The organism is Microcoleus pseudofavosus SVA1_A4 (assembly GCF_036700565.1).
Classification (GTDB): Bacteria; Cyanobacteriota; Cyanobacteriia; order Cyanobacteriales; family Microcoleaceae; genus Microcoleus.
The window spans coordinates 119,451-132,341 of record NZ_JAUBPE010000003.1; the positions used below are offsets into that span (position 1 = coordinate 119,451).

Here is a 12,891-nt window from a genome sequence, read left to right on the forward strand (position 1 = left end):
TAAAAATCAAAAATGAAGAATATTTTCCCATTTTTGATTTTTAACTTTTAATTTACGCGACGGCAGCGGCGATCGGGCGGCTGGCGGAAGGACGGCGATCGATCACTTGATCCACTAAGCCGTAGTCCTTTGCTTCTTCAGCGGACATGAAGAAATCCCGTTCGGTATCTTCTTCAATGCGGGAAAGCGGCTGACCGGTATGGTTGGCAAGATGTTCGTTCAGGCGGCGTTTGTGGTACAAAATTTCTTTGGCCTGAATTTCAATATCGGTTGCTTGTCCTTGAGCACCGCCTAGAGGTTGGTGGATCATAATCCGGGAGTGAGGCAAACTCATCCGCTTGCCTTTAGCGCCGGCACTCAACAGAAAAGCGCCCATGCTGGCGGCCAAACCGAGACAAATAGTGCAAATGTCGGGGCGGATGTGGTTCATCGTGTCAAAAATGCCCATACCTGCTGTTACCGAACCCCCAGGGGAGTTGATATAGAGGTAAATATCTTTCTCTGGGTCTTCGGCATCTAAAAATAGCAGTTGGGCAACGATCAGGTTGGCTAAGTCAGAGTCAACCTGTTGGCCCAAGAAGACGATGCGATCGCGCAGGAGTCGCGAGTAAATGTCAAAGGCGCGTTCGCCGCGACCGGATTGTTCTATAACTGTTGGGATCATTGACAGGGCCTGCCTATTTACGTCTCTATTTTTTAATTTTAGCGGGTGGGGCTTATTTGTAGTTAGGGATTCGGTGGCGGGCGATCGGCTTTTACGGCCAAAATCCTTAATTTGGGCTGGATTGAGGTATTGTCGAGTCCACAGTCAAAACTTGAACGGGTGCGATCGAATTTCTGGTGATACATTAAAACACAGCGACTATCTTTTATTAGACTTCGATCGCTTCGCCCGGAGCGATCCTAATCAGCGCACTACAAACGCTGGGTATTAGTGGAAGCAAATCGGGAAGACGATTGGTGGGCGCGACCATCACAATGACTGCAACTCCAGCCTGCTGCAAATTTTGCTGATAACGTAAATTCTGATCCGCAGTCAGCAAAATGGTGAAACTCTCCTGCATCATGAGTTTCAATAATTCACCATTTTTTTACCTGCCCATCCCATTTCTACAACAGTTCGCACCTCATAGTCTGTGAGTTCACGTTTTAGAGGTCGCGGGACACACTCATCAAGCAGGATTCGCATAAGCAGTCAGCATTTCCTTTGCCAATTCGAGAACAGAAATCGCTTGCTCACGTTTGACGCTAGGGAAATGGTCTAGAAACTCATTGAGCGAATCACCAGCTTCGAGATAATCAAGCAGGGTCTTCATCGGCACGCGAGTACCCATAAAGACAGGAGTTCCCCCTAGAATGTCGGGGTCGCTATGAATGATAGGTAGTGTGGAGATCGTATAAAAATTTTGGGGAGTCATGAATCTGATTGCAAAGAAAAGGTTGTTACACTGAGACGATCGTCCTCAGTCCAGGTATCACTTGGCTAGACGAGAGCGACATTTTGATTTGATAACTCGTTGAGGATCGGAGTTGCCAAGCGTAGCCGCTCCGTTGGTGACAAAGTGCGGACAACTTGAATATAGATTTCTTGAGCAGTAGTTGGCATACTAAATCCTCCTGCCTTCTATTTTAACTTAAACTGGTGTTTTGCTAGAAAGAGCGATCGCATTTATCTCAGATAGTTAAAAAAATTATATCCACTACATACCAAACTACTCAAATTTTTATCGCCCAACCGCGGCGGTACATTCCATACAAAATCAACCACCAAAATAACACCGCAGCCACACCAAATGCCAGAGAACCATTCAGCGGGCCAGCCCACGGCAAAAACCAGTTTTCGTAAATCCAAGTGTAGGTAGTTGGAGCACTTTCGCCGCTGCCGATATGAGTTTTCAACAAAATTCTGGCGACAATCCCGGAAGCAACAAACACGAAAATAGCATTCAATCCCATGATTTCAAACGGTTTCCCCCATTTCCAACCTCGTACTTCAATTGTTTCGTAGCAAGCTGCTAGTAATAGCAACGCCCAACCAGCGGTAAAAATTACATAGGAACTCGTCCAAAGTTGTTTGTTGATCGGAAAGGAAAATCCCCACAAACGGCCGATTACTACGCAACTTAGGCCGCCGATTGCTAAGTTGATACTGGTACGGGTTTTGATTTGCTGTACTCGCAGCCATTCTCCTGTAAAGTAGCCGATCAGGACTGTTACAACTGCGGGTAAGGTGCTCAACAATCCTTCGGGGTCGAAGGGGCCACCTTTGTACAGGTGTTGGCTGCCGAGAATTAGCCGATCGATATATCCTCCTAAATTCCCCTCTGGCGTGAGGAGGCCGGCGCTGTACCCCCCTACAGGCACTGCGGTTAATGCAGCCCAATAGCCGAATAATACGACAACCGCGAGCAGTTTTTGATTGCGGGGGGAAAGGTTGAGAATGGCGATCGCACTGATAAAATAAGCTAAGCCGATGCGCTGCAATACTCCCATAATGCGGATTTTACCGAAGTTTTCCACTGGGGCGCTGTTGAGAAGTACGTCAAGGGCGATCGAAGATGTATTTAGCAGCAATCCTAATATAAATAGAATGGCTGCGCGGCGCACAATTCGCCAGTAAATATTTGTGTTTGTTTTTGTAGTAGTTTGGGTATATTTTGACAGAGAAAAGGACATCGCGCAGCCAACGATGAACAGAAAAAAGGGAAATACTAAGTCTGTCGGGGTGCAACCGTGCCATTCTGCGTGATCTAGTGGCGGATAAACCTGTTTCCAACTACCGGGGTTGTTGACTAGAATCATGGAGGCGATCGCAATTCCGCGAAAAACATCAAGGGATTTTAAGCGCATAGGGGAGAAGGGAGAAGGGAGAATGAAGAGGGAAGAAAGAAAAACTACTAATTACCAATTACCCATTACTCATTACCCATTAATCATTAATTAAATTTCAATTCCTTCCAAAGTCATTATGACTGCATTCTTCATCAACATATCGCAGCGTTCTGCATAAAAAGCTGCTGCCTTATCATACTTGTTGACTTGCAAGACGCGCAGAAACATTTGCCTTGCTTGCGCGAATTGCTGCTGGTAGTGAAAAAAAATTCCCTGTTCAAAATAAGTTTGCGTTTGTGCTTTTAGTTCGATCATGATATCCGAGTCGCCGTCATAAATTTCAAATACAGCAACCGGTGTTTGTTTTCCTTTTACTTGAACGCGATCGAGAAACCTGCACTTGTAATGTTGGGGATCGTCGATTCGGCAAAGTGTTTGAACGCTAGCTAGAATACCAACTCCGTAAAGCTTTGTCAATCCTTCCACGCGGGCGGCTAAATTCACAGCATCCGAAATTACCGTACTTTCCATCCGTTCCGCTTCGCCAATAGTACCCAACATTAAAGTTCCCGTATGCAAACCAATCCCGATCGAAATAGGTTGATAGCCGCTATTTTGCCTGTGTCTGTTATAAATTTTTACTTGCTGCTGCATCTCAATTGCTGCTTGCACAGCATCTTCAGCCCTGTTAGGAAACAAAGCCATAATCCCGTCACCTATGTATTTATCTATAAAACCGTTGTACTGGCGGATAACTGGGCCAACTCGGCTTAAATAAGAGTTTAGAAATTCAAAGTTTTCTCGGGGAGACATACTTTCTGACAAACTTGTAAATGAGCGAATGTCGGCAAACATAATCGTCATTTCTGCCTGTACAGAGTCTCCCAATCTAGCATCAACAATGCTTTCAATTTTGAGAAATCTTAAAAATTCGCGGGGGACAAAGCGGGCGGAAGCTGTTGCAATTTTTTCGAGTTCGCTTTTGCTGGCTTCGATTTGAGTTAGTGCGCGAAATGCTCTCAGCGCTGTTACTACCGTGGTAAATAACTTTTTGTTTGTCAGTTCTGTTTTAGTTTTGTAATCGTTAATATCGTAGCTGACAATTACTACATCTTCTGGCACTTGTCCCGGCTGTCCGGTGCGCAAAATAATCCGCACTATTTTATTGTCTAAAATATCGCGGATGTATTTTACTACTTCCAAGCCTGCCTCTTCTGTTTCCATCACTACATCGAGTAAAATCAATGCTATATCTGGATGAGCTTGGATCATTTCTTTGGCTTCTTTGCCTGAGAAAGCGCTGATAAATGTGATGAGTTTATTTTCAAAAGTAAAATCATTTAAGGCGAGTTTGGTAATATTGTGAATCTCTATTTCATCATCTACAATTAATATTTTCCAACTGGCTTCTATGGTTTTTTTTTCCGCCTCGTCTTCTTCGGCAAATATTAATTCATCGTCGCCCGCCGCTATTAATTCGTTATCGCACGCAGCGACCAGGTTTTTACTAGCTTCTGACATTTATCGTTCTCCTAAATAGAATTATTAAAACTGGCAGTATAATAACTAATTGCCAATTTTAGCGGGAAATTCAATCGTAAATTTTGTGCCTTTCTCTAGTTGACTTTCACAGCCAATTGTGCCTTTTAGTTTTTGCGTGACGAGGTTGTAAATAATGTGCAGTCCCAATCCTGTGCCGCCCTGACCTCTTTTGGTGGTAAAAAACGGTTCAAAGATTTTACTGAGATTTTCCTGGGGAATTCCTTTGCCGTTATCTGCATATTCAAATATTAGCCGATCGTCCTCTAGTTTGAAATCAAAGGTCAGAATTCCTTCGTCTTCTCTATCGTAAGCGTGAATTAGGGAATTCAACACCAGATTTGTCACAATTTGAGACAGCACGCCAGGGTAACTGTTCAGTAAAATATTTTCATCGCACTTAATCTCTATTTTGTGTTTAGTTCTTTTGAGTTTGGCAGTTAAGGATGTCAAAATTTCCTCTAGATAGTTTTTTAAGTTAAACGTGCGTTTGAATTCGCTCGACTGATCTACTGCTACTTCTTTAAAACTGTGAATCAAGTCCGCCGCCCGCGTGAGGTTGGATAAGATCATATTACTGCTTTGCACGGCGGTATCCAGAAACTTTTCTAACTCGGAGCGTTTAATTTTGCCGTTGGTGTAAAGCTCAAAAAATTTTGTGGCTTTTTCAGCGAGCAGAGAAGCGGCGGTGATGCCGATACCGATGGGAGTATTGATTTCGTGTGCAACACCTGCAACCAACCCTCCGAGGGCAGCCATTTTTTCCGATTCTACCAGTTTATTTTGGGCAGATTTTAAATCTTCTAAAGTTTGGGAGAGCTCGGAGGTACGCTGCTGTACTAAATTTTCGAGATTCTGATTGAATTCGTGCAAATTGGCGTAAAGTTGGGCGTTTTCGATCGAGATAGAAATTTGAGAAGACAGCAGTTTTAATATTTCTAACCTGTCTGGCGTAAAAGCGCCTGTAGTCAGATTGTTTTCTAAATATAGAATGCCGCAGAGTTGGCCTTGATTGATTAAAGGAGTGCAAAGAATTGATTTAGGTTGAACGGCAATTATATAGGGTGTGCGAGTAAATTGTCCTTCGCGGGCGGCATCGTTTAAAACTACGCTTTCCTGGGTGCGAGCGACATAGTTGACAACTGCAACTGCCAGCAAAGTTACTTCTCGATCGTCTGCTACAAAATCTATGGGAATTGATTGCATGACAGCAACGCGATCGACATCTACAGATCCTGATGCTTCAATCACCCATTGACCGGATTTTTCTAGTATTAAAAACCCTATTTGCCCCCCGGCATTTTCAATAACAATTTTCATCATTTTTGCCAGCAGTTTGTCTAGAACTATTTCGCCAGCTAAGGCTTGCGATGCTTTGACTGCTGTTGTCAAATCTAGCACGCCTGCACTGCTGCTGGTAGTGGAAGCGCTGCTGATAGATTTGTGAGTTTCGATATTAGTTGAAATCGAGGCTGAAGCTAGCAAGTGCGAGTATTTTGATTCTAAATGCGCTGCTTTGGCTTTGGCTCCCCAACGCTGATAGCAATAACGCGCTTCTGTCAAGTAAGTTTTAGCAATTTTTTCTCTTCCTATGGATAAATAAAATGCTCCTGCCAATTCGGCCGCGAGTGCTTGTACCTGTATGTATCCGTTTTGTTGTGCTCCTTGAATTGCCCAGTCGTAATATTCCATTGCTCTCACAATATTGCCCAAGACTCGCGCTTTTTCTGCGGTAATTAAGTCGCATTGATGTTGAAAATTCATCGGCGCAGAAAGCGCTTTTTTTTGCAGCTTTTTTCGGTTGCTGGTTGCGGAAGAAAGATGCTCTTCTTGTTCCTCTTTTGTTGCAGATGGATATGCTGCTAGTCGGGCGAGAGCATCGTAAAAATGGTATTCAGGAACATTAATAAAGCCCGCAACTCCGTCTAAATAAACTTCGGCTTGCGCTGCATTTTCTAGAGCTCGCTCGACATCTCCAAATAAATACGATAATATTAATTTTTGCAAATAAAAGTGCTGGAGTCCCACCCGATCGTTAGCTTTTAACAGCAGAGGCAGCAATTTTTCTTCGCTGTAAGCTTCACCTAATAAAATGTCGGAACTTGGCAAGTTTCCCATCAAGTGCAACACTGTTTGCCGATATATTTGATTCCAACTCAATACCGTTTCTTGCTTGAGTTGCGACAGCAAATGGTTGTAATTTGCCATCTTTCGTTCCAGTTGTGGCAATTCTTGACCGATGAAATACAAAGATTGGCAAATATTTACAGCCGAATATCCGACACATTCTAAATCACCATTCTCTAGCGCGCTTTGATAGGCTTCCTCTAACAGCGGTAAAGTGTCTTTAACGTGATGCTTTCCGTGCATCAAAATGAATGCTACTAAATTAAGCGTCTTGCTTTTAAATTCTAAAGCATTGAGTTTAGCGATCAAATTTAAAGCTAATTGACCGAAGCGATCGCCGGATTCAATATCTCTAACTATTCCTTTTAAAATTGCTCCGTAATTAGCATAACCGAAAGCAGAAAAAGCCGAGTTTCCGTAGTTTATAGATAAATGAACTTGCTCGCACACAATCAACGGCTGCAGCACAGGTTCAACTATAAACGTAGCTGAAAACATACTGGAAAGCACGCGCATAGTTGCTAATTTTCGCGGATTTGTCATCACCGGCAAGTTAATTAAATCTTCTATTTTTTTCCCGGTTAAATAAGCTGCGGTTTTAGCTAGTGCTTGCTGAATGTGGAGGGGAATCGGCGCTTCTGGGAAGTTGATTCCTAACATTTTTAGTGCTTCCAGACCAATTTTTACCGATTCTTGGAGTTTGGTTTGCATCGCACAAGCTGTGATTCTGATTTCAAAAACTTTGATTTTGTCTAGTTCATTTTTTGCGTGTTGCAGGACAACTTCTGCCCATTTTTCCATTAGTTCAAACTCGGTATTGAGGTAAGCTGCTTCTGCGGCTGACTCGTAGAGTGCAAGAGTCAAGTCGTAGTCAGTTTGCCAACTTTCCGGGGGAAGCAATTCAATACCTGCGGTGAAATATTTGACGGCGAGTTCGTAAGCTGCACTTGCTTTTGCTTTGCGGCCTGCAATTAAATTTAATTGGCATAAGTGAAATTTTTCTAATTCGCTGCTAATGATTTGTTGGGCTGCATTTAGTTGGTTGACTGTATCAAAAATATGCTCTTCTAATTGCTCGGGAGGTGCGTGTTGCAGCAGATATCTGCCGATTTTGAGATGGGTTTCTTGTTTCTGAGATTGGGATATTAAAGCATAAGCTGCTTGCTGTACTCGCTCGTGCAAAAATTCGTAATTCGTGCTAGCAGCATCAGCAACTGGTAGGGAAAATTCATCTGTAAAGTCTGTAGATATTTTGTCTGTTACTTCTGTGGTTGCTGCTAGCGCGATCGGAATTTTGTAGGCGTTATTCACGGGCACAATCAGACCGGACTGAAGTGCTTCCCAGAGGTCGGTTGCTGCGAACGCCAGAGGTTTTTCGCCGATTATCGAGAGAATTCCCAAATCAAATCTGTTGCCGATACAAGCGGCTAATTTGAGCAGTTCCTGCGTATTCTCTGAAAGTTTCTGAATGTTGTCTATCATTAATTCTACAACATTGTGAGTTATTTCCATTTGTTGTATTTGCTCGATATCCCACTGCCACTCGCCTGTGATTTGTCGGGCAAAGTCAGAAAGGGGAGGTTCGGTCGGCTCGACCGAACTTTCTGACGGTTCAAATTTAAATTGTAGAAATTTTTTTGAGTAAATATACTTCAGCAATTGAGTTAAGAAAAAGGGATTTCCTGCGGTTTTTTGAAAAAGTAACTCTGCTAAATTTAGCGATTTTTCTGGTGCGCAGTTGAGAGTATCAGCAACGAATTGATTGACGCTGTTGATATCTAAAGGCGAAAGGGCGATCGCGCTCACAGTCCCGCCTGCTTTTCTAATTGCTTTGGCCGCGAGCATTACGGGATGATTGGCATCTACTTCTTGTTCTTGATATGCTCCAATTATTAATAAGTATTGACTTTCTATATCTGTTGCTAGCAGTTGTATTAACTTGAGCGATGCTGAATCGATCCACTGCAAGTCGTCGAGGAAAATTACCAGCGGGTGTTCTTTTTTAGTAAAGACGCGGATGAATTTTTGAAATACTAAATTAAAGCGATTTTGAGATTCACTTGCTCCTAAATCTGGCACTGGGGGCTGCGGCCCGACAATCAGTTCTACTTCGGGAATAACTTCAATAATTACTTGGCAGTTGCCGCCGAGCGCATTTAAGATTTTTTGTCTCCAAACTTGGACTTGGCCGGCTGTTTCTGTGAGGATTTCCCGCAACAACTCTTGAAAAGCTTGGAGCAAAAAAGTGTAGGGAATATCGCGCTTAAATTGCTCACATTTGCTGTCAATAAAATACCCGTTTTCCCGCCGAATCGGCTTGTAAATTTCATATACTAACCACGATTTGCCCAGACCGGCACAACCGGAAATGAGCACGATTTCTGTATTGCCGCGCCTCATCCGATCGAACGTACTGAGAAGCATCTTAACTTCGGCTTCTCGCCCGTAAAGTTTTTGGGGAATTTGCAGGTGACTTGACCGATCTTGCTGGCCGAGGGTGATGTGAGAAATTTTGCCTGTTGTTTGCAGTTGAGCGAGACAAGTTTCTAAGTCGTACAAAAGTCCGAAAGCACTTTGATACCTGTCTTCGGCGGTTTTTGCTAATAGTTTCATGACGAGGTTGGAAACGACTTGAGGAATCTCCTCGCTTTCTACTTGATTGATTCTGCCTTCTATTTTCTGCTTTCTATTTTCACAAGGAGAAACTGGGGTTTTGGCAATATGGCAGTGTACTAATTCCATCGGATCGGTGGCATTAAAAGGCAATTCGCCGCAGAGCATTTCATAAAAGGTGACGCCTAAAGAATAAAAATCGCTCAGGTAATCGATCGCCCGATTCATGCGTCCCGTTTGTTCGGGAGACATATAGGCGAGGGTTCCTTCGAGTAAATTGGGATGGCCCAGGGCGGGGTTTTCGCCCGGTAGCAGGGAGGCGATCGCAAAATCAGCAATTTTGACATCCCCTGTCTCGATATTGACAATAATATTGCTCGGTTTAATATCTTTGTGGATGATGTGATGTTCGTGGAGTTGCCCGAGAGTTTCTGCTAATTTTATGGCAATTTGCAGAAATTGTTGTAACTCTAGCGGGCCGTTGCTGAGAAATTCTTTTAGGGAAATGCCGCCAAAATCTTCTAAAATTAAAACAGGAAAGTGATTGTATTTTTCGAGTTTGTAAAACTTGACTATTCCAGGCAAATTCAAGTTTTTAATAATTTCGGATTCGTGCAGGAGTTGCGCTATTTGGGCTGGGTTAGGGTAGGTTGGCGTGAGAGTTTTGAGGATAACTGGTTTTTGTTCGTCAAGCTGCATCCCTCGATAAATAACTGTGTGAGGGTTTGTATAAAGTTCTCCGTCAATGCGGTATCCGGGGATGGTAATCATGCTATTTCGGGGTGTTTTAAAGGTGAGGTTATACAATTTTAGATTTTAAATTTTATATTTGAGATTCAAGAAGTGGGAATGAACGATCGTCTAAGAGTTTGGATTGCGGGCCTACAGACGCATTTTTTTTAAACGCATATTATTAACCGGACTTACGTATTCAGACCAAAGAAACCGGGTTTGTTACCGAATCTGCGGGCTGCAACGAAGTAGTTTCGTAAAAAAAACCTGTTTCTGGGCTCCCATGCGTAAGTCCTAATTAAGTAAGTGGAAATAAAGATCGCAGGTATAAGGCGGTTATTACCGCAGTAAATTGGCTGCTTATTATATAGCTTAGCCAAACCCGCCAAGGCTGATGCTCGATACTTTTTTTGTGTTTCCTCACTTATCTATATTGTAGTATTCAAAAAATCAGAAGCCGCACTTTGCTATCCCGGCAGTGCCAAAATAAACTGGTGCGTGCAAATCAACAGCTAAAATCAAAAAACCATGCAGAATATAACTGCCTCAAGTCCCGCGACTGCGACCGATCGCGCTTTTGGCACCCCAGACATTAAACTACTGGTACTGGATATCGACGGCACGATCGCAGGTTTGTCAAATGACATCCGAGAACCAGTCAAGCAGGCAATTTTGGCGGCCGAGTCGCGCGGGGTGAAAGTGGCCGTCGCTACGGGCAGGATGTACCGATCGGCTTTGCGTTTTCACTCGGACATCGGCTCAACTTTGCCGCTGATTTGTTACCAGGGCGCGTGGATTCAAGACATCGCTGCTCAAAAGCGGCTGCGACACTTGCCGCTGTCGAAACAAACTGCTCTGCAACTGTTAGATTATTTTGAAGAACCGGATTTGCGACCGCTCCTTTCGATCCATTTCTACATTGACGACAAACTTTACGTGCCGGAAATTACCGCAGCTACCCGAATTTATGCCGAACGATCGGGCATTGAACCGATCGTGATTAAAGATTTGCGGCGAGATATTCCGGGGGAACCGACGAAAGTTTTGGCTTTGTGCAAGAATCCGGCGGTACTCGACGGCTTGCACATCAGTATGCGGGAGCGCTACACGCCTGCGGAACTTTATTTAACTCGATCGGTTGCTACTTTTTTTGAAGCTACGCATCCTTCGGCGAATAAGGGAGATGCGGTGCAGTATTTAGCCGAGGAAATTTTGGGTTTGCAGGCGGCGAATGTGATGGCGATCGGCGACAATTTTAACGATCTAGAAATGATTTCCTACGCGGGTGTGGGCGTGGCGATGGGGAATGCTCCTGATGGCGTGAAGGCTGTTGCTAATTGGGTGGCGCCGGATGTGGAGGATGATGGGGTGGCTGCTGCGATCGAACAATTTGTTTTGGGCTGCTGATATTTGTAGCAAAAATAATATCAAATCCGGTTGCATCGGAATTAATATTACCTGAGATCGGGACACGGCAGTGCCGTTTCCCTACAATTAATCACGGTAGGGAAACGGCACTGCCGTTTCCGACCTATCATTCCGGCACAGCCGGATTGGATATAACGCAGGAGCGACGGTTATAACGTTTTTAGTGAGGACTTCAGTCCTCTGAATTTTATGAAGGACTAAAGTCCTCACTACAAGCCTAATAATATTTGTTTAACGAACCGCGAAGACGCGAAGAACGCGAAGGAAGAATTGAAGAAGAAATATTGTTTCGGTTGGCATCGGAATGATATTTTTCCGAGTGCAGTGCGAGCGTCTCGCTCGCGAGCGGGACGATCGCACTACAGTATAATTCAGATTTTAAAAATGGGTTTCAACAGAAAAAGCACCGACGACTGGCCGTGTTTCGTCTCGGTGCTTCTTCTGGTTCGCTCCTCACACGTCCATCAATATAGCTGACTCAGTAAATTGTGTCAATACTTTTTACAAAAATAGTTTTTTGAGTCTGCTGCTGCCGGGGTGCCGGTGCGGTGGAGCGAGGTATAACCTTTGTAATGCACGGGTTTAGCCGATCGCCCAAGAATTGCATTCACCATAAAAATTTTACTTCACTTCCACCAGCCAGTCCAAAATCAGAGCGTTGACTACACTCGGCCGCTCGTCGTGGGGACAGTGGCCCGTGTTGGGAATTGAGACAAATTTCACGGGTTTATCGTTGGCGGCCAATTCTTGATAAATCTGGCTGCCGGCGATCGGCGTCCAGGGGTCGTCTGCGCCCCAAAGTACCAATAACGGACGATCGACCTTTGGCAGCAATTCTGACGGCTGAGGGCCTGCTGGGGCCGTGAGAATCGAGGCAAACACCTGTTGAGCTCCGGGTTCGCAGGAGGGGGCGTGGAGGAGTTCTACGAGTTCGTCGGTGATGGCTTCGCGGTTCCCGTAGACTTGGCGCAGGGTGTTGCGGATGCGGTGTTTTTGGCGGATGTTGTTGAAGACAAACGGGCCGATCACGGGCGATCGAACTAATTTAGTAAAAGTCCCCATCACTACTCGCAGCGGGAAATTCAGTTCGTCGGGTCGGTGGTTGAGCCCGCCGGCACAGTTGATTAAGACTCCGCCTGCTGATATTTCTGGATGGTTGGCGACTACCATTAAACTCAGCAAAGCGCCGATCGAATTCCCGACAAATACCGCCGGTTCCTGTACCAGATCCGCCCAGAAATCTGTCAGCAATTCTTCCCACAATTCCAGAGTGTAATCGAGGGCCGGTTTGGCGGAAGCGCCGAATCCCAGCAAGTCCAGCGCAAATACGCGATAGCCGCCGGCCGCGAGTGCGGGGATATTTTGCCGCCAATGTCCGATCGAAGCCCCAAATCCGTGAATCAAGATCAGAGGGCGGCCGGTTCCTTGGACGGTATATTGGATTTTGTGACCTTTCCAAGTCCAAATTAATTTTTCAAAGCTGGTTGCAGATACTAATTGTTGTGCTGTCACGGTTATTATGTAAAGTTTCGTTAACTACTTTCATCATAGCAGAAGTCAGAAGTCAGTAGTCAGTAGTCAGTAGTCAGTAGTCAGTAGTCAGTAGTCAGTAGTCATGAA

The 12,891-nt window shown here is 44.5% G+C and carries 10 protein-coding genes; 1 reads left to right on the forward strand and 9 read right to left on the reverse strand.

Annotation, left to right across the window (positions count from 1 at the left end; all coding sequences use genetic code 11):
• Positions 1–52: 52 nt before the first annotated feature.
• The 7 genes from clpP to QUA02_RS02330 form a co-directional block, all read right to left on the reverse strand.
• Positions 53–670: an ATP-dependent Clp endopeptidase proteolytic subunit ClpP gene (gene clpP / locus QUA02_RS02300; protein ID WP_333025102.1), complete on the reverse strand. Its 618-nt coding sequence runs from the start codon at positions 668–670 to the stop codon at positions 53–55.
• A 202-nt stretch (positions 671–872) separates the two neighbouring features.
• On the reverse strand, positions 873–1,067 hold the full coding sequence (locus tag QUA02_RS02305) for a hypothetical protein (RefSeq protein WP_333025000.1): 195 nt from the start codon (positions 1,065–1,067) through the stop codon (positions 873–875).
• Between the two features lie 105 nt (positions 1,068–1,172).
• Positions 1,173–1,418, reverse strand: coding sequence for a DUF433 domain-containing protein (locus QUA02_RS02310; protein ID WP_193976708.1), 246 nt, complete (start codon positions 1,416–1,418; stop codon positions 1,173–1,175).
• A 65-nt stretch (positions 1,419–1,483) separates the two neighbouring features.
• Positions 1,484–1,606: a hypothetical protein gene (locus QUA02_RS02315; RefSeq protein ID WP_333025003.1), complete on the reverse strand. Its 123-nt coding sequence runs from the start codon at positions 1,604–1,606 to the stop codon at positions 1,484–1,486.
• Positions 1,607–1,716: 110 nt separating this feature from the next.
• A complete protein-coding gene (locus tag QUA02_RS02320) occupies positions 1,717–2,850 on the reverse strand; it encodes an acyltransferase family protein (RefSeq protein WP_333025005.1) in 1,134 nt (377 codons plus the stop codon).
• A 90-nt stretch (positions 2,851–2,940) separates the two neighbouring features.
• Positions 2,941–4,353 carry an adenylate/guanylate cyclase domain-containing protein gene (locus tag QUA02_RS02325; protein WP_333025008.1) on the reverse strand — a complete coding sequence of 471 codons (1,413 nt, stop codon included), beginning with the start codon at positions 4,351–4,353 and terminating at the stop codon, positions 2,941–2,943.
• A 45-nt stretch (positions 4,354–4,398) separates the two neighbouring features.
• A complete protein-coding gene (locus QUA02_RS02330) occupies positions 4,399–9,882 on the reverse strand; it encodes a trifunctional serine/threonine-protein kinase/ATP-binding protein/sensor histidine kinase (protein ID WP_333025010.1) in 5,484 nt (1,827 codons plus the stop codon).
• 489 nt (positions 9,883–10,371) lie between these two features.
• Between QUA02_RS02330 and QUA02_RS02335 the strand changes: the two genes are divergently transcribed.
• Complete coding sequence (locus QUA02_RS02335; protein WP_333025011.1) at positions 10,372–11,250, forward strand: Cof-type HAD-IIB family hydrolase; 879 nt, start codon at positions 10,372–10,374, stop codon at positions 11,248–11,250.
• A 512-nt stretch (positions 11,251–11,762) separates the two neighbouring features.
• Here the strand turns inward: QUA02_RS02335 and QUA02_RS02340 are convergent.
• Together QUA02_RS02340 and QUA02_RS02345 are read right to left on the reverse strand one after the other, a co-directional pair.
• Positions 11,763–11,885, reverse strand: coding sequence for a hypothetical protein (locus QUA02_RS02340; protein ID WP_333025014.1), 123 nt, complete (start codon positions 11,883–11,885; stop codon positions 11,763–11,765).
• Between the two features lie 7 nt (positions 11,886–11,892).
• Positions 11,893–12,783, reverse strand: a complete 891-nt coding sequence (locus QUA02_RS02345; RefSeq protein ID WP_333025016.1) for an alpha/beta fold hydrolase — start codon at positions 12,781–12,783, stop codon at positions 11,893–11,895.
• Positions 12,784–12,891 lie beyond the last annotated feature (108 nt).

What these genes read in the sequence shown, in the direction of transcription:
- QUA02_RS02340 (WP_333025014.1), bottom strand. Translation starts at nt 11,885, where the DNA reads ATGGTGAATGCAATTCTTGGGCGATCGGCTAAACCCGTGCATTACAAA.
- QUA02_RS02330 (WP_333025010.1), bottom strand. Translation starts at nt 9,882, where the DNA reads ATGATTACCATCCCCGGATACCGCATTGACGGAGAACTTTATACAAAC.
- QUA02_RS02335 (WP_333025011.1), top strand. Translation starts at nt 10,372, where the DNA reads ATGCAGAATATAACTGCCTCAAGTCCCGCGACTGCGACCGATCGCGCT.
- QUA02_RS02315 (WP_333025003.1), bottom strand. Translation starts at nt 1,606, where the DNA reads ATGCCAACTACTGCTCAAGAAATCTATATTCAAGTTGTCCGCACTTTG.
- QUA02_RS02310 (WP_193976708.1), bottom strand. Translation starts at nt 1,418, where the DNA reads ATGACTCCCCAAAATTTTTATACGATCTCCACACTACCTATCATTCAT.
- QUA02_RS02325 (WP_333025008.1), bottom strand. Translation starts at nt 4,353, where the DNA reads ATGTCAGAAGCTAGTAAAAACCTGGTCGCTGCGTGCGATAACGAATTA.
- QUA02_RS02320 (WP_333025005.1), bottom strand. Translation starts at nt 2,850, where the DNA reads ATGCGCTTAAAATCCCTTGATGTTTTTCGCGGAATTGCGATCGCCTCC.
- QUA02_RS02305 (WP_333025000.1), bottom strand. Translation starts at nt 1,067, where the DNA reads ATGATGCAGGAGAGTTTCACCATTTTGCTGACTGCGGATCAGAATTTA.